Annotated in this window: 25 protein-coding genes, 1 tRNA gene, 1 pseudogene and 1 riboswitch; of the genes and pseudogenes, 16 read left to right on the top strand and 11 right to left on the bottom strand. The window is 70.4% G+C overall.

Annotation, left to right across the window (positions count from 1 at the left end; genetic code table 11):
* Positions 1-2: 2 nt before the first annotated feature.
* The gene (locus tag OTB20_RS26680; RefSeq protein WP_267821217.1) at positions 3-380 is read right to left on the bottom strand and encodes a DUF488 domain-containing protein; all 378 of its coding nucleotides are present in this window, start codon (positions 378-380) and stop codon (positions 3-5) included.
* Entirely contained in the window at positions 335-757 is a 423-nt protein-coding gene (locus tag OTB20_RS26685; protein ID WP_267821218.1) for a hypothetical protein, read from the bottom strand. The genes OTB20_RS26680 and OTB20_RS26685 overlap by 46 nt, the downstream gene beginning before the upstream one ends.
* Before the next feature lie 228 nt (positions 758-985).
* Here OTB20_RS26685 and OTB20_RS26690 point away from each other — a divergent pair, with 228 nt between their 5' ends.
* Positions 986-1,738, top strand: a complete 753-nt coding sequence (locus tag OTB20_RS26690) for an MBL fold metallo-hydrolase (protein ID WP_267821221.1) — start codon at positions 986-988, stop codon at positions 1,736-1,738.
* An 85-nt stretch (positions 1,739-1,823) separates the two neighbouring features.
* On the opposite strand, the gene OTB20_RS26695 is transcribed toward OTB20_RS26690, so the two are convergent.
* Both OTB20_RS26695 and OTB20_RS26700 read right to left on the bottom strand, forming a co-directional pair.
* Entirely contained in the window at positions 1,824-3,089 is a 1,266-nt protein-coding gene (locus OTB20_RS26695) for a PTS transporter subunit EIIC (protein WP_267821223.1), read from the bottom strand.
* 345 nt (positions 3,090-3,434) lie between these two features.
* Entirely contained in the window at positions 3,435-4,736 is a 1,302-nt protein-coding gene (locus OTB20_RS26700; RefSeq protein WP_267821224.1) for a PTS transporter subunit EIIC, read from the bottom strand.
* Between the two features lie 278 nt (positions 4,737-5,014).
* Here OTB20_RS26700 and OTB20_RS26705 point away from each other — a divergent pair, with 278 nt between their 5' ends.
* The 4 genes from OTB20_RS26705 (at position 5,015) to rdgB (ending at position 7,319) form a co-directional block, all read left to right on the top strand.
* Positions 5,015-5,248, top strand: coding sequence for a PTS glucose/sucrose transporter subunit IIB (locus tag OTB20_RS26705; RefSeq protein WP_267758374.1), 234 nt, complete (start codon positions 5,015-5,017; stop codon positions 5,246-5,248).
* 144 nt (positions 5,249-5,392) lie between these two features.
* Positions 5,393-6,124, top strand: coding sequence for a ribonuclease PH (gene rph, locus OTB20_RS26710; RefSeq protein ID WP_267761955.1), 732 nt, complete (start codon positions 5,393-5,395; stop codon positions 6,122-6,124).
* 107 nt (positions 6,125-6,231) lie between these two features.
* On the top strand, positions 6,232-6,663 hold the full coding sequence (locus OTB20_RS26715) for a hypothetical protein (RefSeq protein ID WP_267821226.1): 432 nt from the start codon (positions 6,232-6,234) through the stop codon (positions 6,661-6,663).
* 29 nt (positions 6,664-6,692) lie between these two features.
* Complete coding sequence (gene rdgB / locus OTB20_RS26720; protein WP_267821229.1) at positions 6,693-7,319, top strand: RdgB/HAM1 family non-canonical purine NTP pyrophosphatase; 627 nt, start codon at positions 6,693-6,695, stop codon at positions 7,317-7,319.
* Between the two features lie 49 nt (positions 7,320-7,368).
* On the opposite strand, the gene OTB20_RS26725 is transcribed toward rdgB, so the two are convergent.
* The 3 genes and pseudogenes from OTB20_RS26725 to bcp all read right to left on the bottom strand — a co-directional run bounded on the left by OTB20_RS26725 (position 7,369) and on the right by bcp (position 8,168).
* Positions 7,369-7,452, bottom strand: a tRNA-Leu gene (locus tag OTB20_RS26725).
* 49 nt (positions 7,453-7,501) lie between these two features.
* Positions 7,502-7,576 (bottom strand): annotated as a pseudogene (locus OTB20_RS26730) (HNH endonuclease); the annotation flags it as partial.
* Between the two features lie 124 nt (positions 7,577-7,700).
* Positions 7,701-8,168 carry a thioredoxin-dependent thiol peroxidase gene (bcp, locus tag OTB20_RS26735; protein ID WP_267753936.1) on the bottom strand — a complete coding sequence of 156 codons (468 nt, stop codon included), beginning with the start codon at positions 8,166-8,168 and terminating at the stop codon, positions 7,701-7,703.
* Positions 8,169-8,288: 120 nt separating this feature from the next.
* Between bcp and OTB20_RS26740 the strand changes: the two genes are divergently transcribed.
* The 3 genes from OTB20_RS26740 (at position 8,289) to OTB20_RS26750 (ending at position 9,507) form a co-directional block, all read left to right on the top strand.
* Positions 8,289-8,606 carry a DUF3618 domain-containing protein gene (locus OTB20_RS26740; RefSeq protein WP_267821335.1) on the top strand — a complete coding sequence of 106 codons (318 nt, stop codon included), beginning with the start codon at positions 8,289-8,291 and terminating at the stop codon, positions 8,604-8,606.
* Positions 8,607-8,652: 46 nt separating this feature from the next.
* Positions 8,653-8,997 carry a GroES family chaperonin gene (locus tag OTB20_RS26745; RefSeq protein ID WP_267821231.1) on the top strand — a complete coding sequence of 115 codons (345 nt, stop codon included), beginning with the start codon at positions 8,653-8,655 and terminating at the stop codon, positions 8,995-8,997.
* 93 nt (positions 8,998-9,090) lie between these two features.
* Positions 9,091-9,155: riboswitch (guanidine-III (ykkC-III) riboswitch) on the top strand.
* Positions 9,156-9,186: 31 nt separating this feature from the next.
* Entirely contained in the window at positions 9,187-9,507 is a 321-nt protein-coding gene (locus OTB20_RS26750) for a DMT family transporter (RefSeq protein ID WP_030026576.1), read from the top strand.
* Positions 9,508-9,574: 67 nt separating this feature from the next.
* On the opposite strand, the gene OTB20_RS26755 is transcribed toward OTB20_RS26750, so the two are convergent.
* A complete protein-coding gene (locus OTB20_RS26755) occupies positions 9,575-12,064 on the bottom strand; it encodes a transglycosylase domain-containing protein (protein WP_420716492.1) in 2,490 nt (829 codons plus the stop codon).
* A gap of 197 nt (positions 12,065-12,261) precedes the next feature.
* Between OTB20_RS26755 and OTB20_RS26760 the strand changes: the two genes are divergently transcribed.
* The 5 genes from OTB20_RS26760 to OTB20_RS26780 all read left to right on the top strand — a co-directional run bounded on the left by OTB20_RS26760 (position 12,262) and on the right by OTB20_RS26780 (position 17,466).
* Complete coding sequence (locus OTB20_RS26760; protein ID WP_267821338.1) at positions 12,262-13,086, top strand: ABC transporter permease; 825 nt, start codon at positions 12,262-12,264, stop codon at positions 13,084-13,086.
* Between the two features lie 106 nt (positions 13,087-13,192).
* On the top strand, positions 13,193-14,023 hold the full coding sequence (locus tag OTB20_RS26765; protein WP_267821236.1) for an ABC transporter permease: 831 nt from the start codon (positions 13,193-13,195) through the stop codon (positions 14,021-14,023).
* A gap of 6 nt (positions 14,024-14,029) precedes the next feature.
* Positions 14,030-15,007: an ABC transporter ATP-binding protein gene (locus OTB20_RS26770; RefSeq protein WP_267821238.1), complete on the top strand. Its 978-nt coding sequence runs from the start codon at positions 14,030-14,032 to the stop codon at positions 15,005-15,007.
* A gap of 112 nt (positions 15,008-15,119) precedes the next feature.
* Complete coding sequence (locus tag OTB20_RS26775; protein ID WP_324290420.1) at positions 15,120-15,914, top strand: DUF1707 SHOCT-like domain-containing protein; 795 nt, start codon at positions 15,120-15,122, stop codon at positions 15,912-15,914.
* Between the two features lie 196 nt (positions 15,915-16,110).
* A complete protein-coding gene (locus tag OTB20_RS26780) occupies positions 16,111-17,466 on the top strand; it encodes a DUF445 domain-containing protein (RefSeq protein WP_267821240.1) in 1,356 nt (451 codons plus the stop codon).
* Between the two features lie 98 nt (positions 17,467-17,564).
* On the opposite strand, the gene OTB20_RS26785 is transcribed toward OTB20_RS26780, so the two are convergent.
* Positions 17,565-17,864, bottom strand: coding sequence for a hypothetical protein (locus OTB20_RS26785; RefSeq protein WP_267821242.1), 300 nt, complete (start codon positions 17,862-17,864; stop codon positions 17,565-17,567).
* A gap of 55 nt (positions 17,865-17,919) precedes the next feature.
* Complete coding sequence (locus OTB20_RS26790) at positions 17,920-18,096, bottom strand: hypothetical protein (RefSeq protein WP_267821243.1); 177 nt, start codon at positions 18,094-18,096, stop codon at positions 17,920-17,922.
* Between the two features lie 217 nt (positions 18,097-18,313).
* On the opposite strand from OTB20_RS26790, the gene OTB20_RS26795 reads away from it, so the two are divergent.
* Both OTB20_RS26795 and OTB20_RS26800 read left to right on the top strand, forming a co-directional pair.
* Complete coding sequence (locus OTB20_RS26795) at positions 18,314-18,856, top strand: GNAT family N-acetyltransferase (RefSeq protein ID WP_267821245.1); 543 nt, start codon at positions 18,314-18,316, stop codon at positions 18,854-18,856.
* A 1,029-nt stretch (positions 18,857-19,885) separates the two neighbouring features.
* Positions 19,886-20,905, top strand: a complete 1,020-nt coding sequence (locus OTB20_RS26800; protein WP_267821247.1) for a hypothetical protein — start codon at positions 19,886-19,888, stop codon at positions 20,903-20,905.
* Here the strand turns inward: OTB20_RS26800 and OTB20_RS26805 are convergent.
* Positions 20,902-21,237, bottom strand: coding sequence for a hypothetical protein (locus OTB20_RS26805; protein ID WP_267821249.1), 336 nt, complete (start codon positions 21,235-21,237; stop codon positions 20,902-20,904). The two genes, OTB20_RS26800 and OTB20_RS26805, sit on opposite strands and share 4 nt — an antisense overlap.
* 759 nt (positions 21,238-21,996) lie before the next feature.
* Between OTB20_RS26805 and OTB20_RS26810 the strand changes: the two genes are divergently transcribed.
* On the top strand, positions 21,997-22,680 hold the full coding sequence (locus OTB20_RS26810) for a hypothetical protein (RefSeq protein WP_267821251.1): 684 nt from the start codon (positions 21,997-21,999) through the stop codon (positions 22,678-22,680).
* Positions 22,681-22,773 lie beyond the last annotated feature (93 nt).

Here is a 22,773-nt window from a genome sequence, read left to right on the forward strand (position 1 = left end):
GGTCAGGCCAACAGCGCGGCCAGCACACCGGCGTGGCTGCCCGCCGGATCCGTGACGGCCGTCAGCAGCGTGACCGGCCCGCCCGAGGCCACGCCCCGCAGCCGCTCCAGCTCGGCCACCGCCGCCTCCGCCCCCAACTCCACGGCATACCGCTCCCGGAACTCCTCCACGGACCCACCCCCGTGGAACCACTTCCGCAGCTCCGTCGACGGGGCGACCGCCTTCGCCCACTCGTCGATCCCCGCCGCCTCCTTGGACAGTCCCCGCGGCCACAGCCGGTCCACGAGCACCCGGAGCCCGTCCAGCTCCGGCTCGCAGGGATCGTAGACCCGCTTCAGCCGGACGGTCCGAGTCCGCCGAGCCCCTTCACCTCGTCCCACACCGCCGGATCCACCGTGCCCAGCCGCCGCGCCCGTGCGAACTCCCATACCGACACCTCCAGCACCCGGTCCGCCTCCAGGAACGCACCCCCCGCCCCCACCACTCCCGGGGGCAGCGGGATGACCCCGGCGCGCCGGTCGTCGTACTTTCCGGTGATCCACGCGATCCGCGCCAGGTGGCCCCGTACGCCCAGCACCAGGCAGGGCCGCCCGCCGGGCCGGCCGCCGGCCAGGGACCACAGCTCTCCGGCCTCCGGCCGCGGCGGCGGTCCCGGTCCGTGCGGAGGATCCGCGGCCCGCCGTGCCCGCCGGGGGAGGAGCACCAGCAGGATCACGGCCACCACCGCGGCGGCCGCCGGCCACCAGGACGTGTCCATACTCCGACCGTAGCCGTGGACGCACGTCCCGGCACCGCAGCCGCACCAAGCCCGTACCGCACCCGGATGGCAACCCGCGTCCACCCCGTCGCTCCCCCGGGTGACAGCTCAGGTGATTCGCCCCACAACGGCCCGCCGCGGAGGAGCGACCGGACGTTTCGCGCCTTACGCTCGACCCACGCACGGCCCGCATTCCGTCCACGGACCGTCCACGGAGGTTCACGCTCCATGAAGCTCACCGTCGTCGGCTGTTCGGGCTCGTTCCCGTCCGCGGAATCGGCCTGTTCGAGCTACCTCGTCGAGGCCGACGGCTTCCGGCTGCTCCTCGACATGGGCAACGGCGCCCTCGGCGAGCTCCAGCGGCACATCGGGCTCTACGATCTCGACGCGATCTTCCTCAGCCACCTGCACGCCGATCACTGCATCGACATGTGCGGGTACTTCGTCGCCCGCTACTACCGCCACGAGGGCGGCCGCTGCGGCACCATCCCCGTGTACGGCCCCGAGGGCACCGAGAAGCGGCTGTCCACGGCCTACGAGGACGTCCCCGACGAGCGTTCCATGAGCGAGGTCTTCGACTTCCGGACCCTGAAGTCCGGCAGCTTCGAGATCGGCCCGTTCCAGGTCCGCACGGAGAAGGTCTGCCACCCGGTCGAGTCCTACGGGATCCGCGTCGAGCACGGCGGCCGCTCGCTGACGTACTCCGGCGACACCGGCGTCTGCGCCGAGCTGGGGCTGCTCGCCGAGGACACCGACCTGTTCCTGTGCGAGGCCTCCTTCACGCACGGCAAGGAAGACATCCCGGACCTCCACCTCAACGGCCGCGAGGCCGGCGAGTTCGCCCGCAGCGGCCGGGCCGGCCGGCTCGTCCTGACCCACATCCCGCCGTGGACGGACGCCGAACGGAACCTGGCCGACGCCCGCGCGGTCTACGACGGCCCGGTGGACCTGGCGTACGCGGGCGCGGTGTACGAGGTCTGACCCCCGCCGCGCGCCCCTCCGTACGACGAAGCCCCGCCCTCCCTTCCGGGAGAGCGGGGCTTCGTCGTGGTGTGGCGCGGGAGACCTACTTGGCCTCGGCCTTCTCCATCTCTGCGAGCTCCTCGTCGGACTCGCGGCCCGGCGTCGGAAGGTTGAACTTGGTGATCGCGAAGCGGAAGCCGAAGTAGTAGACCGCCGCGAAGACCAGACCGATCGGCAGGATCAGCCACGGAGAGGTGGCCTTGTTCCAGCCGAGGCCCAGGTCGATCAGGCCGGCGGAGAAGGTGAAGCCGGCGTGGACACCGAGGGCCCACGTGACGGCCATGGACACGGCCGTCAGCACCGCGTGGATGGCGTACAGCACCGGCGCGATGAACATGAAGGAGAACTCGATCGGCTCGGTGACACCCGTGACGAACGAGGTGAGGGCGAGCGAGACCATCATGCCGGTGACGGCCTTGCGGCGCTCCGGGCGGGCGCTGTGGGCGATGGCCAGGGCGGCGGCCGGCAGGCCGAACATCATGATCGGGAAGAAGCCGGTCATGAACTGTCCGGCGCTGGCGTCGCCGGCCCAGAAGCGGTTCAGGTCACCGTGCACGACCGCGCCGGCGGCGTCGGTGAAGTCACCGATCTGGAACCAGGCGACGGTGTTGACGAACTGGTGCATGCCGATCGGGATCAGCGCGCGGTTGATGAGGCCGAAGATGCCCGCACCGATGGAGCCGAGACCGGTCATCCACTCGCCGAAGTTGGCGATGAGCTCGCCGATCGGCTCCCAGGCCAGACCGAAGAAGACGCCGACGAGGACGCCGACGAAGGCCATGACGATCGGGACCAGGCGGCGGCCGTTGAAGAAGCCGAGCCAGTCCACCAGCTTCGTGCGGTGGAAGCGCTGCCACAGGACCGCGGCGAGCAGACCCATGATGATGCCGCCGAGGACACCCGGGTTGTTGTACGTCGCGGCGACGTCCACACCCTTGTTCTCGGTGGTGTTGATGACGGCCTCGGTCACCGGGAAGGCGGTGAGGACGTTCTTGTAGACCAGGTACCCGACGAGTGCCGCGAGGGCGGTGGAGCCGTCCGACTTCTTGGCGAAGCCGATCGCGACACCGATACAGAACAGCAGCGGCAGGTTGGCGAAGACGGCGTCACCGGCGGTGGCGAACACCGTGGCGACCTTGCCCCAGCCGAGGCCGTCGGCGCCGAAAACGTCGGGCTGGCCGAGGCGCAGCAGGATACCCGCGGCCGGCAGGACGGCGATGGGCAGCTGAAGGCTGCGGCCGACCTTCTGCAGACCCTGGATCAGGCCGGAGCCCCGCTTCTTGGCGGGAGCGGCGGTGGCCGTACTCATCAACTTCCTCCAGTGGACAAGGCGCTGCCTGGGGACATGGAAAAGGGGGTGGCGGCGTCTCAGGAAAGGGGAGGACCTCGGGGCCGAAAGACCCACGTGGTCTACACCACTCAGTGGTGTAGACCAGTTGTAGCACGGTGTGGTCTGCGTAAGGAACCCGTCATTTCCGTGGGGGAGGACACAGTTGGGCATACATGACAAAGGCCTTCGGACCCTGGGGGTCCGAAGGCCTCGTGTGCCGCGAGGTGCTTCGAGCGGGGCTTCCGGCGCCCTGCGGTGATGCCGTTCGGCATGTCCTTCCGAGGGGCGTTCGCCCACCCTCCGCAAGGGCTCAAGCCCCGAACGTCACGCCTTGGTGTTCTCCGCCTGCATCACCGCGATCTCCTCGTCGGACTCCCGGCCGGGAGTCTTGATGTCCCACTTGGTGATCGCGAAGCGGAAGATGCCGTAGTAGACGACCGCGAAGCAGAGTCCGATCGGAATGATCAGCCAGGGCTTCGTCGCCAGGCTCCAGTTGATGAGGTAGTCGATCAGCCCCGCCGAGAAGCTGAAGCCGTCCTTGACCCCGAACGCCCACGTCACCGCCATCGACACACCCGTCAGCACCGCGTGGACCGCGTACAGCAGGGGTGCGAGGAAGAGGAACGAGTACTCCAGCGGCTCGGTGATGCCGGTGACGAACGAGGTCAGGCCGACCGACAGCATCAGGCCGCCGACCTCCTTGCGCCGGGCCGGCTTCGCGCAGTGCGTGATGGCCAGCGCCGCCGCCGGGAGGGCGAACATCATGATGGGGAAGAAGCCGGTCGTGAACTGCCCGGCGTTCGGGTCGCCCGCCAGGAACATCGGGATGTCGCCGTGGACGGTCTGCCCGTCCGGCTTGGTGTAGCTGCCGAACTGGAACCACACCGGCACGTTCAGGAACTGGTGCAGGCCGATCACCAGCAGCGCGCGGTTCGCGAGACCGAAGATGCCGGCGCCCAGCGAGCCCAGGCCCACCAGCCAGTCCGAGAAGCTCTCCAGTGCGTTGCCGATCGGGGGCCAGATCCACAGGCAGAGCACGGCGAAGACGATCGCCACGAAGGTCATGATGATCGGGACCAGCCGCCGGCCGTTGAAGAAGCCCAGCCAGTCGACCAACTTCACGCGGTGGTAGCGCTGCCAGAACCAGGAGGCCAGCATGCCCATGATGATGCCGCCGAACACCCCCGGATTCTGGTAGGTGTACTCGACGAAGGCGTCGCCCGCGCCCAGGCAGGCACCCTTGATGTCCCTGGTCCCCGCCGGGCAGGTTTTGGGGAAGGCGTGCAGCACGCCCCGGTAGACGAGGAAGCCGACCACTGCCGCGAGCGCGGTCGAGCCGTCGGCCTTCTTGGCCATGCCGATCGCGACGCCGATGCAGAAGAGCAGCGGCAGGCCGATGTCGGCGCTGAGCAGGGCGCCGCCCGCGGACGCCATGACCTTGGCGACGTCCGTCCAGCCCAGGCCGTCCTTGCCGAAGACGTCGTCCTGGCCGAACCGGTTCAAGATGCCTGCCGCGGGCAGCACGGCGATCGGCAGCTGGAGGCTCCGGCCCATCTTCTGCAGCCCTTGGAACAAGCCGTTCCACCACTTCGGCTGTGGCACTGCTGCGGCGCTGCTCGCGCTCATCCGCGTCCTCCCTGACCGGCCCGTTTTTGGCAGCCGCGACACTTGCGGCACACTGGTGTAGACCACTTGTGTTGCGGTCGCATTTCACCCGCCCCAGGGCAGGTTGGTGCTGATCGTTATCATTCGTCAGAGACCGGGCATGTGCCCGCGTAGCTGGGCCAATCGTGGGTTACCGTGACGAAGCGGACCATCTTGGTCGGTCGGGCGTCAGGTGTGCAGACGCCCGGCGCCGGATGTCAGTCGAGACTCGTTCTTCGTAGAACTCAGGGAGAAACACCATGGCCACCAAGGCTGAGAAGATCGTCGCCGGGCTCGGCGGCATCGACAACATCGAAGAGGTCGAGGGCTGCATCACCCGCCTCCGCACCGAGGTCAAGGACCCGAGCAAGGTCGACGAGGCCGCGCTGAAGGCCGCCGGCGCCCACGGCGTCGTCAAGATGGGCACCGCGATCCAGGTCGTCATCGGCACCGACGCCGACCCGATCGCCGCCGACATCGAAGACATGATGTGAGCTGAGCCCACCGGCTCGCACGGGTACCCCCACGGGCACCCGTGCGGGCACTCGCGCACGAGTGCCCGCACGTACGACAGGACCCCGACCGGACGCACCCGGACGGGGTCTTCTCGTTCCCCCGTACCGGCTAGGCTCGCTGCCATGTCTCGCATCGACGGCCGTACGCCCGAACAGCTCCGCCCGGTCACCATCGAACGCGGATGGAGCAAGCACGCAGAGGGCTCCGTCCTCGTCTCCTTCGGAGACACCAAGGTCTTCTGCACCGCCTCCTTCAGCGAAGGCGTCCCGCGCTGGCGCAAGGGCAGCGGCGAAGGCTGGGTCACCTCCGAGTACTCGATGCTGCCCCGCGCCACGAACACCCGCGGCGACCGTGAATCCGTACGCGGCAAGATCGGCGGCCGCACCCACGAGATCTCCCGCCTGATCGGCCGCTCGCTGCGCGCCGTCATCGACTACAAGGCGCTCGGCGAGAACACCATCGTCCTGGACTGCGACGTCCTCCAGGCCGACGGAGGCACCCGCACCGCCGCCATCACCGGCGCCTACGTGGCCCTGGCCGACGCCATCACCTGGGGCCAGCAGAAGAAGCTGATCAAGGCCGGCCGCAAGCCCCTGACCGGCACCGTCGCCGCCGTCAGCGTCGGCATCGTCGACGGCGTCCCGCTCCTCGACCTCTGCTACGAGGAAGACGTGCGCGCCGAGACCGACATGAACGTGGTCTGCACCGGTGACGGCCGCTTCGTCGAGGTCCAGGGCACGGCCGAGGGCGAGCCCTTCGACCGCAAGGAGCTCAACGCCCTCCTCGACCTGGCCACCGGCGGCTGCGCCGACCTGGAGGCCCTGCAGCTCGGCGCCCTGGAGCTCACGCGTTAGCTCACGCGGCAACCGCGCGGCACGTCCGCGCGTCTCTTGGCATACGGGTGCACGGCGTCGAAGCCGTGCACCCGTCCACGTACCCGTATCCGGGTACCTGCGCATCCGTGGATCCGAACGCTCGTATCCACACCATCCTCCTGGGGGCCGAAGTGAAGCCGAAGTACCGCCTGGCAGCCGTCGCCCTGACGGCAGCCCTAGCCATACCCGCGATCACCTCCTGCGACGCGATCTCGACGGCGATGGACTGCGCGAGCACGGCCGTCGCCATCACCGACGGGGCGAACGACCTCCAGGCAGCTGTCTCGCAGGCGGGCAACAGCCCGCAGGACGCCCAGAACGCGCTCAACGCGATCGAGACCAACCTCAAGAAGGTCGGCGACCAGACGGACAACGCCGACCTGAGCAAGGCCATCTCCTCGATGAACACGGCCGTCTCGAACGTCCGCACCTCACTGGAGAGCGGCACCACCACCCCCGACGTCACTCCGGTCGCGGACGCTGCCAAGGAAATCTCGAAGGTCTGCACCCCGGGCTGAGCCCCCCGGCGGCCCGAGATAATGGGGCCATGACCTCGACGCCCCCTCCCAGCCCCAGCCGCCTGATCCTCGCCACGCGCAACGCGGGCAAGGTCGGCGAACTCCGCGCCATCCTGTCCGACGCCGGCCTGCCGCACGAGCTGGTCGGCGCGGACGCGTACCCGGAGATCCCGGACGTCAAGGAGACCGGCGTCACCTTCGCCGAGAACGCCCTCCTCAAGGCCCACGCCCTCGCCCAGGCCACCGGCCTGCCCGCGGTCGCCGACGACTCGGGCCTGTGCGTGGACGTCCTGAACGGCGCCCCGGGCATCTTCTCGGCCCGCTGGGCCGGCGCCCACGGTGACGACTCCGCGAACCTCGCACTGCTCCTGGCCCAGCTCGGGGACATCGACGACCCCCACCGCGGCGCCCACTTCTTCTGCGCCGCCGCCCTCGCCCTCCCGGACGGCACGGAACGCGTGGTCGAAGGCCGCCTCCTGGGCACCCTGCGCCACACCCCGGCCGGCACGGGCGGCTTCGGCTACGACCCGATCCTCCAGCCCCTCGGCGAGTCCCGCACCTGCGCGGAACTCACGGCGACGGAAAAGAACGCCATCTCCCACCGAGGCCAGGCCTTCCGCGGCCTGATCCCGGTGGTCCGGGAGCTGCTGGGCTGAGGCAAGATACGCCGAAGGCCCGGCTCTGCGAGCCGGGCCTTCGTGTGTGTGCGGCCGGGGGGATTCGAACCCCCACGGGATTTCTCCCACGGCGTTCTAAGCGCCGCTCGGCTGCCTGTTACGACACGGCCGCGAGGTGCTGTCATGGTAGCGGGCCGGTGCCGACCGCGGCGAAGGGCATTTCATTCAGCCCGGCGGGAGCCTCCCCGGCACCACGTGCTGGTGATCGCGTGACAGTTGGGGCACAGCAGCCGCAGGGTCCCGGCCGCGCGTTCGCAGCCTCGTACGGGCTAACGAACCGGTGCGCATACGGTTGCGTCCCGTAAACGGAACTGCCCGCACCGGTTGGCGGTGCGGGCAGGCGTGGTGGGGAGGGCGGGGTCAGATGCCCAGGTCCTTGATGATCTTGGCTACGTGGCCCGTGGCCTTGACGTTGTAGAAGGCGTGCTCGATCTTGCCCTCCTCGTCGACGACCATCGTGGAGCGGATGACGCCGGTCACCGTCTTGCCGTACAGCTTCTTCTCGCCGAACGCCCCGTACGCCGTCAGGACCTCCTTCGAGGGGTCGCCGACCAGGGTGACCTTCAGGTTCTCCTGCTCGCGGAACTTCGCCAGCTTCTCCGGCTTGTCCGGCGAGACGCCGATGACGTCGTAGCCGGCCGTGGCCAGGACCGCCAGGTTGTCCGTGAAGTCGCAGGCCTGCTTCGTGCAGCCCGGCGTCAGCGCGGCCGGGTAGAAGTACACGATGACCTTGCGGCCCTTGTGGTCGGCGAGCGAGACCTCGTTGCCGTCCGCGTCGGGCAGGGTGAAGGCGGGGGCGATGGCGCCCGGCTCAAGTCGCTCGCTCATATCAACAGTCTCCTCAAGAGGGGATCGGTAAGGTCCGAGACTAAGCTGCTGACAGACTGTTCATGGTGGGCTACGCCCCCTGTGAGCGACCACGACCACGATGACGACGGAGGCAGCGCGGTGCCGGAAGCCAGGACCCCCGCACAGATCGAGGCGGACATCGTCCGCCGCCGCGAACAGCTCGCCGAGGCGCTCGACGAGATCGGCGTGCGCTTGCACCCCAAGACGATCGTCGGGGACGCCAGGGCGAAGGTGGTCGGCACCGTCGACCAGACCGTCGGCCGTGCGGTGGCGACGGTGAACCGCCTCGTCACCGACGCCCGCGACGGGCTGCGCCACGAGGACGGTGCCCCGCGCGTCGAGCGGATCGTGCCGATCGCGCTGCTCGCGGTCGGTGTCGTGGGCCTGCTGGTGCTGTCGGCGCGCCGCAAGCGCTGATGACCCTGCGGGGTGCGGCGCGGGCGCGGGCGGGTAGGTTCGGGGCGTGAGCGAGAACACCACCACCCACGACAAGCTGCCCATCCGCATGCTGCACGATCGCGTGCTCGTGAAGTCGGACTCGCCGGAGGGCGAGCGGCGCTCGGGCGGCGGCATCCTGATCCCGGCGACGGCCGCGGTGGGCAAGCGGCTGGCCTGGGCCGAGGTCGTCGCGATCGGGCAGAACGTACGAACGGTCGAGCCGGGGGACCGGGTGCTGTACGACCCCGAGGAGCGGGCCGAGGTGGAGGTGCGCGGGGCTACGTACCTGCTGATGCGGGAGCGGGACCTGCACGCCGTGGCCGCCGAGCGGCTGGAGGGGTCCGAGGACTCCACGGGGCTGTATCTCTAGATCGAAGACGCATTGACGGCGTATCGACGACGTATCGAAGACGCGTCGAAGATGTGGGGCCGGTGACCATCGTCACCGGCCCTTTTCGTTCGGTTTTGCTACGGTGGTGGAGAACCCCGACGAGACGCGCCGTACCGGGTCTGACAAGACGACGCACCCCGTACCGCTCTCGTTCCGGAGGTGCCTGTCATGGCCTGGGTTCTGCTTCTCCTCGCCGGTCTGCTCGAAGTCGGCTGGTCGATCGGTATGAAGTTCACCGAAGGGTTCACGCGGCTGTGGCCGAGCGTCTTCACGGGCGCCGGCATCGTGGCGAGCATGGTGCTGCTGTCGTACGCCGCCAAGACCCTGCCCATCGGTACGGCGTACGGCGTGTGGGTCGGTATCGGGGCGGCCGGGGCGGCGGTGCTCGGTATGGCGGTGCTGGGTGAGCCCGTCACCGCCGCCCGGATCTTCTTCATCTGTCTGCTGCTGGTCGCCGTGGTGGGGCTGAAGGCGACCTCCGGTCACTGAGCCACTGAGCCACTGATTCACCCAGTCACTGGGTGACCGTTCCAGTGGTTCACTCCAGTCCAGTGGTTCACTCCAGTAGGTCCGCCGGTGGGCGCACGCCCTCGGTGGCGCCGCCCTGGTTGCCGGCCGTGGTGTCGGCGCCGCCGTCCGTCTGGCCGCCGGTGGTCTGGCCGCCCGTGGTCTGACCACCTGTGGTCTGGCCTCCGGTGGTCTGGCCTCCGGTGGTTTGGTCGCCGCCGGTGGTCTGGCCCCCGGTGTTCTGCCCGCCCGTGTTCCGGCCGCCCGTGTTCTGGCCCCCGGTGTTCTGGCCGCCGGTCGTGCGGCCTCCGTTCGTCTGCCCGCCCTGCGTCTGCCCGCCCGTCGGCGGGGTCCGCGTGGGGCGGGCCGGCGGGCCCGAGGGGCGCTCGCTCGGGGTCTGCTGCGGGTCGGGGTCCACGGGCGGGGGCGCCGGAGGCTGGTTCGCTCCCGGCATGAGCTCCAGGTCGAAGTCCACGGGGTCGCTGTCGGCCAGGGCCGTCTTCGTGTACTGGGCCCAGATCCGGGCCGGGTAGCCGCCGCCCCCGATGCGGGCCTCGCCGAGGGCTCCGTAGAGGGGCTCCAGGGAGCCGGTGTCCGGGTCCTGACCCATCATCGACACGACCGTGACCAGGTCCGGGGTGTACGCCGCGAACCAGGCCGAGCGGTCCAGTTCGCCGGTCCCCGTCTTGCCCGCGGCCGGGTGGCCGGCGGCCAGGGCGGCCGTACCGGTGCCGTTGTCCACGACGCTGACCAGCATGGACGTGGTGGTGTCGGCGGCTTCGCGACTGACGGCTTGGGACGGGTCGCGCTGGGGGAGCGGGACGGTGTCCCCCTCCTTGGCGATCTTCTCCACGAAGGTGTGCGGCGTGTGCCGCCCGTGGGCGGCGAGGGTCGCGTAGGCCTGGGTCATGTCCAGGACGCTGGCCTGCATCGTGCCCAGCGCCATGGCCGGTCCCGCGTCGAAGTTCGGGGTGTTCTCGGGGATGCCGAGGGCGATGGCGGTCTGCTTGACCTTGTCGGTGCCGGCGTCGATGACCATCTGGGCGAAGACGGTGTTGACGGAGAGGTCGGTGGCGGTGTTGACGGTGATGTTGCCGTAGCTGATCTGCCCCTCGTTCTCCGGGGCGTAGGGGATGCGGGTGCCGACGACGCGCCGCTTGTTGTCGCCGTTGTAGATCGTGTACGGGGTGATCGTGCGGCCGTCCTGGGTGCGGGAGTCGTTCTGCACGGCGGAGGCGAAGACGAACGGCTTGAAGGTGGAGGCCACTTGGTAGTCGTGCCGGGTGGCGTTGTTGACGAACTGCTTGGTGTAGTCGATGCCGCCGTACATGGCGACGACCTTGCCTGAGGCCGGGTCGATGGAGACGGCCCCGGTGCGTACGACGCGGTCCGCCTTGCGCTTCTCGGGGTCGAGCTCGCTGACCATCTTGTCGTCGACGGCGTCGACCATGGCGCCCTGGCGGGTCTTGTCGATGGTCGTGGTGATGCGGTAGCCGCCCTCGGCGAGGGTCTTGTCGGCGAGGATCTTGTTCTCGACGATGTAGTCCTTGATGGCCTCGACGAGGTAGCCGCGCTGTCCGGAGAGGCCGGCGGCGGGGCGGACCTTGCCGGGTTCGGGGAACTGGGTGGTCGCGCGTGCGGCGGCGGTCATCCAGCCCTTCTTGACCATGCCGTCGAGTACGTAGTTCCAGCGGGCGAGGGCCCGGGCGCGGCCCTGGGGGTGGGCGACGACGTCGAAGGCGCTGGGGGAGTTGAGGAGGGTGGCGAGGTAGGCGCCCTCGGCGGTGGTGAGCCTGCCGACGTCCTTGCCGTAGTAGGCCTGGGCGGCGGCCTGGATGCCGTAGGCGTTCCGGCCGAAGTAACTGGTGTTCAGATAGCCCTCGAGGATGTAGTCCTTCGACTTCTCACGACCGAGTTTGATCGCGATGAAGAACTCCTTCACCTTCCGCTTGATCGTCTGTTCCTGGCCCAGGTAGTAGTTCTTGACGTACTGCTGGGTGATGGTCGAACCGGACTGGGTGCCCTTGCCGGTCGCGGTGTTCCAGGCGGCGCGCAGCATCGCCGTGGGGTCGACCGCCCGTTCGGAGTAGAAGTCGCGGTCCTCGGCGGCCAGTACGGTCTCCTGGACGGTCCGGGGGATCTGGGAGAGCGGCACGTTGACGCGGTTGACCTCGCCGTCGCGGGCGAGCTGGGAGCCGTCGCTGTAGAGGTAGAGGTTGGACTGGGCCACGGCGGCCGCGTTGGCGGGCGGGATGTGCACCAGCAGGTAGCCGGCCACGAGGGCGCCGCCGAGGAGCAGGGCGAACAGCAGGAACGCCCCCAGGACCATGCGCCAGGTCGGCAGGATCCGGCGCCAGCCGGTGCGCTTGCGCCTGGCCTTCTTGGCCGCCTTCGCCTGCTCCTTCTGCGCCTTCTTGGCTTCTCTTGCGGTCGCCGGCGGCCCGGGTCGCGGGGGTGCTCCGGCGCCCGTCGCCTGCTGTCCGTCGGGGGTGTCGGGATCGCGAGGCGTCCATCCGGGCGGTGGTGACGGGTCGCTCATCTCCGGGACTCCTCGGCGCCGTACGAAATATCCACATCTGTACCTCATGCTGTCTACCCGATGGCCGCCGGTTCCGCTCCGGACGGGCGTAAATCGTTCGCGTGGATCGCCCCTCCGCACTAAGCTCGCGCGCTTTGGCCGACGTAGGAACGACGCAGCAACGACGTGGGAAACGGAGGGATGCGGTGCGCCAGCCGGTGGTTCGGAGATCCGGGCTCTACGGAGCGGTCGCGGCCGGGGGTTTTCGCAGGTACGCGACCTACGGGACGGCTACCGCGGCCGGGGTGTTCACCAACACCGCGTTCGGTTTCATCCTCGCCTACACGTACATCGCGCTCTGGGACGAGCGGCCCGGACTCGGCGGCTACGACCAGTCCGAGGCCCTCACCTTCATGTGGGTCAGTCAGGCGCTGCTCGCCGCGGGCGCGTTGATCGGCGGCGGCTTCCAGGAGGAGTTCCAAGAACGCGTCCGTACGGGTGACATCGCCGTCGACCTGTACCGTCCGGCCGATCTGCAGCTGTGGTGGCTCGCGGGCGATCTGGGCCGGGCGGCGTTTCAACTCCTGGGCCGGGGCGTAGTACCGCTGGTGGTCGGCGCTCTCGCCTTCCAGCTGGCGCTGCCCACCGCTCCGCTGCGCTGGCTCCTCTTCCTGGTCTCCGTGTTCCTCGGGCTGGTGGTGAGCTTCGCGCTGCGCTACCTGCTGGGGCTGGCGGCGTTCTGGCTGATGGACGGGGCCGGGATCAACATGATGGCCACCGTCGTCTCCATCTTCTTCTCCGGGATGCTGCTGCCGCTGACCGTGTTCCCGGGCGGCTTCGGGGAGTTCGTCCGTGTCCTGCCCTGGGCGGCGATGCTCCAGGTGCCGGTGGACGTACTGCTCGGCGGGGGCGCCGGAGGCGCCGGGGCCGCGAGTACGGCGGGCGCGATGGGTTTCCAGGCCGCGTGGGCGGTGGTGCTGCTCGGGCTGGGCCGGCTGCTGCAGGCGGCCGCGACGCGGAAGGTGGTGGTTCAGGGTGGCTGAGCGGGTCGTGGAGGGGCCGGCCGCAGGTTCTGCCGGGAGAGGGCCGGGCACCGCAGGAGCGGCCGGGACGACTGCCGTACGTGACCCGGCGGCCGCCGCTCCGCCCTTGGCCGTCCCGGAACGCAGCCGGCTCCTGGAAGGGCTGCGCGGCTACGGCCTGATCGTCGCGATGTGGATCCGGTCGACGATGACGTACCGCACGTCCTTCTTCCTCTCCACCTTCGGCAACGCGGCGATCACCCTCCTGGACTTCGTCGCGATCACCATCATGTTCTCCCACGTCGACGAGCTGGGAGGCTTCACGCTGCCCGAGATCGCCCTGCTGTACGGGTCCTGCTCGGCCTCCCTGGGCCTCGCCGACCTGCTGCTCGGCAACACCGACCGGATCGGCTCCCGGATCCGTGACGGCTCTCTCGACACCATGCTGGTCCGCCCGGTCCCGGTGCTCGCCCAGGTGGCGGCCGACCGGTTCGCGCTGCGCCGGCTGGGGCGGATCGCGCAGGGACTCGGAGTGCTGGGGTGGGCGATCTCGGACCTGGACCAGCTGCACTGGACCGTCGCGAAAGTACTGATGGTGCCCGTGATGATCACGGCCGGGGCGGCGATCTTCGGCGCGGTGATGGTGGCCGGGGCGTCCTTCCAATTCCTCGCCGGGGACGCCGCCGAGGTGCAGAACTCCTTCACCTACGGCGGCTGCACCATGCTCCAGTACCCGCCGACCGTCTTCGCGAAGGACCTGCTGCGCGGGGTGACCTTCATCGTGCCGCTCGCCTTCGTCAACTGGCTGCCCGCGCTGTACGTGCTGGGCCGACCCGATCCGCTGGGGCTGCCGGAGTGGGTGGCCTTCGCCAGCCCGCTGGTGGCCTTCGTGGTGTTCCTCCCCGCGTCGCTGGCCTGGCGCGCGGGGGTCCGTTCGTACCGCAGCACCGGGAGCTGAGCAGACGTGTCGGATGCGCTGATTTCATTGGACGGGGTCGAGAAGGTCTTCGACGTACGGCGCCGGGTGGGCCTGGTACGCCGGGAGAAACGTCAGGTCAGGGCCGTGGACGGGATCAGCTTCGAGGTGGCTCGGGGCGAGATGGTCGGCTACATCGGACCCAACGGCGCCGGTAAGTCGACGACCATCAAGATGCTGACCGGGATCCTCACCCCGAGCGGCGGCCGGCTGCGCGTCGCCGGCATCGATCCCTCGCGGGAGCGGCTGCGCCTCGCGCACCGGATCGGCGTGGTGTTCGGACAGCGCACGACGCTGTGGTGGGACCTGCCGCTGAAGGACTCCTACGGGCTGATGCGGCGGATGTACCGGATCCCGGCGGCCCGGTTCGCGCAGAACATGGAGCGCTGCGTGGAGCGGCTCGACCTCGCCGAGCTGCTCGACGTACCCGTACGGCAGCTGTCGCTGGGGCAGCGGATGCGCGGGGACATCGCGGCGGCGCTGCTGCACGACCCCGACGTGCTGTACCTGGACGAGCCCACGATCGGGCTGGACGTGGTGAGCAAGGCGAGCGTACGGGGCTTCCTGCGGGAGCTGAACGAGGAGCTCGGCACCACGGTGCTGCTGACCACCCACGATCTCCAGGACATCGAGCAGCTGTGCGAGCGGGTGATGGTGATCGACCACGGGCGGCTGGTGTACGACGGCTCACTGGGCGGGCTGCACACGGCCGACGGTGCGGACGGTGCGGTGGTGAGCGAGCGGACGCTGGTGGTGGACCTGGAGCGGGAGCTCCCGCCGATCGAGGTGGCGGGGGCGCGGGTGGTGAAGGTGGAGGGTGCGCGGCAGTGGCTGGCATTCCCGGCGCGTGCTTCGGCGGCTCCGCTGGTGGCCGCGGTGGCGGCGGAGTACCCGCTGCTGGACCTGTCGGTGCGGGAGCCGGACATCGAGGACGTGATCGCGCGGATGTACGCGGGGCGGGGTTAGGGGGCGGAGTTGAGGGGCGGGTGAAGGGGCGGGGTTAAATCAGGGACAACCCTGAGCCGGAGCGGGGTCGGGGCCGTACCGCTCTCCGGGGTGACTGCATAGGCTGGTCCACATGAGTGACGAGCGGCCTGAGAAGCCCTTGCCCGAGAAGGCGTTGTCCGAGAAAGCGGTGTCCGAGCAGGCGTCGCCCGCGGGACCGTCGCCGCAAGGACCGCCGGCCGAAGGGCCGCTGCCGGCGCTGAGGGCGTCGGACGCGGACCGCGAGCGGGTGGTGGACCGGCTGCGGGACGCCGTCGCCGAGGGCCGGCTCGACATGGACGAGTTCGAGGAACGACTGGACGCGGCCTACCGGTCCCGTACGTACGCGGAGCTCGAACCGCTGACGAGGGATCTGCCCGCGCTCGGCGCGACGGCCCCGCTGGCGGCCGCGCCGACTGCTCCGGGCGGGCTGACCAAGGCGGTGCCGGCGGGGTCGGACGCGGCCTGGCCGGCCCGGATCGTGGGCGGCGGCGGAGCGGCGGGCGGCCCGGCCATGGCCGTGGCGGTCATGTCGGGCTTCCAGCGCAAGGGCAACTGGACCATGCCCGCCCGTTTCCACGCGGTGGCGTTCTGGGGCGGCGGTGAGATCGACCTGCGCGAGGCGAACTTCGCGCAGCGGGAGGTCGTGATCAACTGCGTCGCCATCATGGGCGGCATCCAGATCACCGTGCCGCCGGGCGTCGAGGTCGACGTGCGCGGCATCGGCGTGATGGGCGGCTTCGACCAGCGCGACAGCCCCGGCCCGGTGGAGCCGGGGGCTCCGCGGGTGGTCGTGACGGGCCTCGCCTTCTGGGGCGGGGTCGAGGTGAAGGTGAAGCCGCCGAAGCAGCGGTCGGTCTCGAAGCAGAAGCCGCGCAAGGAGCTGTAGGGGACACGTTCCAGGGGCTTGGCTCCCGGGACCCTGCCCGGGGCTCGGTTCCCGGGCAGGGTCCCGGGGCAGACGGGGGACGCAGACGGGCGACGAGTACGGCGCGCCGGGAACTCCCCGGGCGCCCCGGGAGTCGGATGCTAGGGAGTCGGACGCATCGCGGACGAAACCGTCGCCCGGGGGAAGGCAGGAGCACGTGGAGCAGGGCAGCACGACGGCTACGGCTGAGGCGCAGGCTTCGTCGACGGCGCAGGACGCGTCGGCGAAGGCTGCCGCGGCGGCACGGGGCGGCTTCGTGTTCAGCGAGGCGGACGAGGAGCGCCGGCGCGGAGTCCGCCGGATGAAGCGGACCGCCACCGGCCTGCTGATCCTGGTCGCGCTGATCTACGTAGCGGCGAAGTGGGCGGAGCACGCGGGCGCGGGCGGCTGGACCGGGTACGTCGCGGCCGGGGCCGAGGCGGGCATGGTCGGCGCGCTCGCGGACTGGTTCGCCGTCACCGCCCTCTTCCGGCGGCCACTCGGCCTGCCCATCCCGCACACCGCGATCATCCCGACCAAGAAGGACCAGCTCGGCGTCTCGCTCGGGGAGTTCGTCGGGGAGAACTTCCTCTCCGCCGACGTGGTGCGTACGAGGCTGCACGCCCTCGGCATCGGCGGCCGGCTCGGCGCCTGGCTGGCCGAGCCCGCGCACGCCGACCGGGTCACGGCGGAGCTGGCCACGGCCCTGCGCGGGGCGCTGACAATCCTGCGGGACTCCGATGTGCAGGCCATCGTGGGCGAGGCGATCACGCGGCGGGCCGAGACGGCGGAGATCGCGCCGGGGATCGGCAAGACACTGGAGAAGGTCGTCGCGGACGGCGGCCACCGCCGGGTCGTGGACCTGGTGTGCGCGCGGGCGTACGACTGGCTGGTCACCCACGCCGAGTCGGTGGAGGCGGCGGTGCAGGGCGGGGCCCCCGGCTGGACCCCGAGATTCGTGGACCGCAAGGTCGGCGACCGCGTCTACAAGGAACTGCTCCGCTTCGTCCAGGAGATGCGGGACATGCCCGAGCATCCGGCGCGCGGGGCGGTGGACCGCTTCCTCGCGGACTTCGCGGCCGACCTCCAGTCGGACACGCAGACGCGGGCGCGGGTGGAGCGGCTGAAGTCGGAGATCCTGCAGCGGGAGGAGATCCAGGACGTGATCGCCTCCACCTGGACGGCGGTCCGCTCCATGATCATCTCGGCGGCGGAGGACGAACGGAGCGCACTGCGCATGCGGGTCCGCTCCTCGCTGATGTCCCTGGGGGCCCGGCTGGCCACGGACGGCAGGCTCCAGGACAAGGTGGAGGGCTGGATCGAGGGCGCGATGGTGTACGTCGTCACCACGTACCGGACGGAGATCACCTCGCTGATCACGGACACGGTCGCGGGCTGGGACGCGGCGCACACCTCCCGCAAGATCGAGGCCCACATCGGCCGCGACCTCCAGTTCATCCGCATCAACGGCACGGTGGTGGGCGCCTTGGCGGGTCTCGTGATCTACACGCTGTCGCGGGCGTTCGGCGCGTAGGGCGGCCTCCGGGCCGAGGCGTGCCGGTACGGGTACTCGTAGCGGCGCCGGGCGGCCGGCTGGGCAGGGGCGGGGGTGGCGGCAGGGGCGTCCGGGGGTCAGCCGCGGTCGGCGACGGCCCAGGACGCGGCGGCCACCACGCCCGCGGCCCCGATGACCGCCGGCCACGCGCCGACCTTCTTCGCCAGCGGGTGCGCCCCGGCGAACCCGGCGAGGTACAGCGCTCCGAGCCCGGCCGCGGCGGGGGCGCCGCCGCGCTTGTGCCACTCCCGCCCGGCCACGATGCCCGCGGCGCCGAGTACGACACCGCCGAGCGGCCGCTTCTTGGTCCACCGGGCGACGGCGTACCCGCCGACCAGACCGGCGGCCGCCACCACAGAGCTCGGAACCCGTGCCATGCCCAACTCCTCCACGTCATAAGCTCGTGCGAACGCCAGTCCTCGTCCCACGAGGCTAACGCGGTCCCCTGACCAGCCGTCGGGCACCCAGTGCACCGAGCACCAGCACGGCTCCACCGATCACCGGGGCCGGCACGGAGTCCCGTACGGTGCGAGGCAGGGCGGCCACCACACCCAAGACGAGCAGAAACGCGAGTGCGCACACGCCGCCGGTCCGAAGCAGTCTGTCCACGTGCTGCTCAACGCGGCCGCCAGGCCGCCCGACACGGACCGCCCCGAGGGGATTTGTCGCACACTCGCCGGATCCGTGCGATGTCTGCGCGGGGAACCTGATGGGCATAAATTCAATCTCCCACCCAAAGGGGCAAACCACCTCGGCCCCTTCCGCCCCTTTCCCCTCCCTCTTCCCCCTCTCTCACTCCCCAATCAACACCAGGAGCAAGGACAACGTGATCTGCTACGGACAGGCCGTCCTCGACCTCGCGGACGAACTGGTCGACGCCTACGCCGACGTCTTCTCCGCCCCGCCGTGGAACGAAGACGAAGAAACCATTCGCCAGTTCGCCGCCCGCCTCCCGGCCGACGCCCGGCGCCGTGGATTCCGTACGGCCCTCGCCCAGTCCGCCACCGGCATCGACGGCTTCGCGACGGGCTGGATCACCCCGGCGGCCTTCCCGAAGAACCGTGGATACGCCCAGGTCGCGGCGCAGCTCGGGTCGGCCCGGGTAAAGGAACTCCTCTCCGGGGCGCTGGAGATAGACGAACTCGCCGTACGCCCCCACGCGCGCGGCCGCGGCACCGGCCGGGACCTCCTCACCGAGATCACCGCCGACGCCCCCGACCGCCGAGCCTGGCTGCTGACCAGCCGACTGGCCAAGGAGACGGTGGCCACGTACCGCCGCCTGGGCTGGCACGAGGTAGAGCCCCTGCCGGGCACAAAGACGGGCGTCATCGTCTTCCTGTCCCCGGAGCACCCGAACCGGGCGGCGTAGGCGACCCCTTCGGGATTGCCCGGCATGCACTGTGCCCTGCATACACGGGGCCCGGCATGCACGGGGCTTGGCACGCGCTGCGCCTGGCATGCACTGCGCACTACCGCCCGGCATGCACTGCGCCCGGCATGCGCTACCCACTGCGCTCGCCGCCCACCGCGCCCAGTGCCCACCCGCGTGGAGCTGCCGGGGTACTGGAGCCCGCCGAGCATGCGGCCGCCCGGTTCACCCGGCACCAGCCGCTGCGCGCCCGGCCGACAGCTCCGAAGGGGCCGGCCCTGGCCCGGCCTTGCCGGAGGGAGAGCGGCGGCAACCATCCGCCGCGTCAGGGGCACGCATCCGTCGTGCCGGGCGTACGCCACCGTCCCTGACAGGGGTCACGCCTCAGCCGCGTCAGGGGTACGCCCCCGCCCGTGCGATGGGCAGGGCACCACACGGCGCGGGCCCCGGCTCCGGGGCGCCCGGAGGTAGTTCCCAAACCGAGCCCGGCGGGGAGTTCAGCAGGAGGCAGCCTCAGCGCGCCCGTGCCCGCGGAGAGCGGCGGCGCGCCCCGCCAGGCCGAGGGTACGCCTCGGCCCGTGCCGGGGGTACGTCCCCCCGGAGAGCGCCGCGCGCCCCGCCAGGCCAGGGGTATGCCTCGGCCCGTGCCGGGGGTACGGCCCCCGCCGTGTGCTGAGGCACACACCGGACGGCGCGGACCGTGCCTTCGGTGCACCAGACGGCAGTTCCAACACAGCGCCCGGCGGGGGAGTTCGGACCGTCCGGGCGGGGCATACCGCGGCCATGAACCCCCACACGCGCACCACGCACCCGACCCACTCCACCCCCGCCAAGCAATCCACCCGCACAACTCCCACGGGCCGCACAACTCCCACGGGCCGCACGACACCCGCGGTCGGCCCCACACGCGGGGCCCGCACTACGCCTGCGGTCCTCGGGACATCCGCGGTCCGCACCACTTCCACAGCCCGCACCACCTCCACAGCCCGCACTACGCCCGCGGGCAGCCCTACAGCCGGGGCCCGCACTATGCCCGCGGTCCGCACCGCACCCCCCACCTCCCGCTCCACCCCCACGGCCCGTCGGCAGCTCAACCTCGCCACGCGCCACCAACTCACCACCACCGCAGGCATCCCGCCCGGCACGATCACCTCCCGCACCCGCCCCGGCGGCCCCTGGCAGCGCCTGCTGCCCCGCGTGTACCTCCTCCAGACGGGCCCTCCGGACCACCGCCAACGCGCCCTCGCCGCCGTCCTCTACGCCACCGAGCCAGGCTCCGACCCGCTCTCCGGCGACACGGCCGCCCTCACCGGCGGCGCCGCCCTCGCCCTCCTGGGCATCCGCGAAGCCCCGTACAGCCCTGCCGACGTCCTGATCCGCGCCCCGCGCAGGCTCGCCGGGTCACCGGAGGTGCGCCCCCTCCCGACCACGCGCTGGCCCCGCACCATCACCGTCTCCGGCATTCCGAGCACCCGCCCGGTCCGCGCGGCCGCCGACTTCGCGGCCCGGACCGAAGAGCCGGCGGACCGGATCCGCTCCGTCCTGGCCCACGTCGTCCAGTCCGGCTGGTGTCACCCGCAGGACCTGCACACCGAACTGCGCGCCTCCCGCCTCCTGACCCGCCCCGCGATCCGCGAGGCGGCGGAAGAACTGGTCGCCGGCGTCCGCTCCATCGCCGAGGCCCAGGCCCGCGACACCCTCTCGGCCACCGACCTCCCGACCCCCCTGTGGAACGCCCGCCTCCACACCCCGGACGGCACGTTCCTGGCGAGCCCGGACGCGTACTGGCCCGACGAGGGCGTGGCCCTGGAGATCGACTCGGCGGAGTACCACTACAACCGCGACTCCTGGCACGCGACCCTCCACCGCCGCCTCCGCCTGGAATCCCACGGCATCCTCGTCGTCAGCGCGACCCCGTCGATGATCCGCGACACCCCAGCAGAAGTCATCGCAGCCCTCCGCACCCTCCTCACCCTCACCACCACCCGCCCCACCCCACCCACGGCCTTGGCCCGCGGCCACCAACAGCTGTTGCTTCCACTGACCTAGGGGGTGGCGGCCGACAGCAGCAAGCCCACTTCTCCGGACTGGCCGGCCTGCTGGAACGCCGCAGCGATGTTCAGCACAGCTTGTTTGTCGGCCCGTTCGCCGACACTGGTCAGCACGGATTCGGCGGCCTCGTGGAATCCGGCCGTCCGGCACGAGTGCACTACTTCCAAGACCTCCGTTGCGGAAAGTGTGGTCCCGGCCCGCCACAGGAGCAGACCCGCGTCCCGGTTCCTGCCGGCGGCCATGAAGCCGGCCAGTGTTTCCAGCTCCGTCCAGCCCGCCGCCAAGGAGCCTGCGGGTAGCCGGTCCCCCTCTTCGGGGGGTACCGGCATCCGCGACCGAGCCACGGCAGTGTCTATGGCGGCGCGGGAGAGTGCCCTGGAACGGGACCGAAGGCTCGGGTTGGGCCGCCTTTGTATTCCGAGGCGCCGGTCGGCTCGCCTGACTGGCCCTCGCTCGGGGCGCCTTGGAGCCGGCGCTCCGTCGTCTGCCCGGGAGTCTGCCTCCTCCTGGGGAGCTTTGGTGTCGTTCTCGGAATGTGGCATGCAGTCACAGTGCTGGGCGCGGGCCAGCAGCCGCAGTTCCAGCAGTTCTTCCAGGGTGCAGGGCCATGGTGTGTCATCTTCCGCTCCCGGCGCGGACACTTCGTCCTGGATGGCCTTGAAGAAGGATCTGACCTGTGGTTCTGCCGGGATGCGGGCGCCGTTGAGGTGGTTGGACAGGCTGGTCGCCACGAGAAACCCTGCACTGGCGATCTCGGCCTGCGTCCGTGCGCTGCAGTCGCGCAAGCGACGCAGCATCATGACGAACTTCCGGTGGCTCCCGGTGAGATCCGGAGGCAGTTCCTTCCACTTCCTGGTCCGTCGCGGCACCGTAACTCCGTTCTCTCTGGCTGACGTAATCCCTCCGAAGTGTTCCGGTAAATGGTGCCGGGGTGAACTGCCTGAAGTTTTCATCTGACCTCTAAATCCCGTGCGGCCTGGCCTTGTGCAGGGCCCCTGCGTAAGAGTTGTGCCGTCCGCTGAAGCTGCCGGTGGGGGGACTCCGGCTCGCAGTGACCATTCAAGGCTGACCGGAATAAGGAGATGGCAATGGGTCTTCCGTCCTGGACGGATGAGAAGCTCGGCACGATGAAGCGTGCCGCGCTGTGGCTGGTCACGGTGGTGGGGGAGGGGAACGTCTTCACCAAGGAGGATGTGAAGGAGGCGTTCCCTGGCGTGAGTCAGGCCGACCGCCGGGTGCGTGACCTGAGGGACTTCGACTACAGGATTGACACGAACAGGGAAGACCTCACCCTCGGCACGCACGAGCAGCGTTTCGTTTCCCAGGGCCAGCCCGTGTGGGAGAGGGGCAAGGGCACCAAGCCGGCCACGGCCATTACGGATACCAAGCGCCGCGAGATCCTGGCGCGAGACGGTCATCACTGCCGTTCCTGCGGTATCACCCCCGGTGAGACCTTCCCCGGCACCTACGAATCCGCTCAGCTCGACATCGCGAGGCGCCCGGTGCTGAAGCCGGACGGAACGGCTTCTGTGGAGCCTGTGGCTGAGTGCAACCGTTGTCGTATCGGGGGCCGGGGCCTGACGGCTGAGCTCAGCACGGTCCTTGACCGGGTCGCCAAGCTGGGCGGTATGGACCTTAAGACGCTCGCGGACTGGGTGGGCGCGGACGCCCGGGACTTTGCGGAGGTCGAGCGCCTGTGGGCGGACTTCCGCACGCTGCCGGCTGAGGCCAGGAACAAGGTCCGCGAGGCTCTCTCCCTCCCGCCGGTCTGACAATAGTCAGACCTTCGGTATCCGGCGGGGGCCATCCAGCAGAGCGGCCCCCGTCGTGCTCCACCACAGACCTGTCCCACGCAGTCAGAGGAG

The organism is Streptomyces sp. H27-H1, assembly GCF_026627445.1.
Classification (GTDB): Bacteria; Actinomycetota; Actinomycetes; order Streptomycetales; family Streptomycetaceae; genus Streptomyces.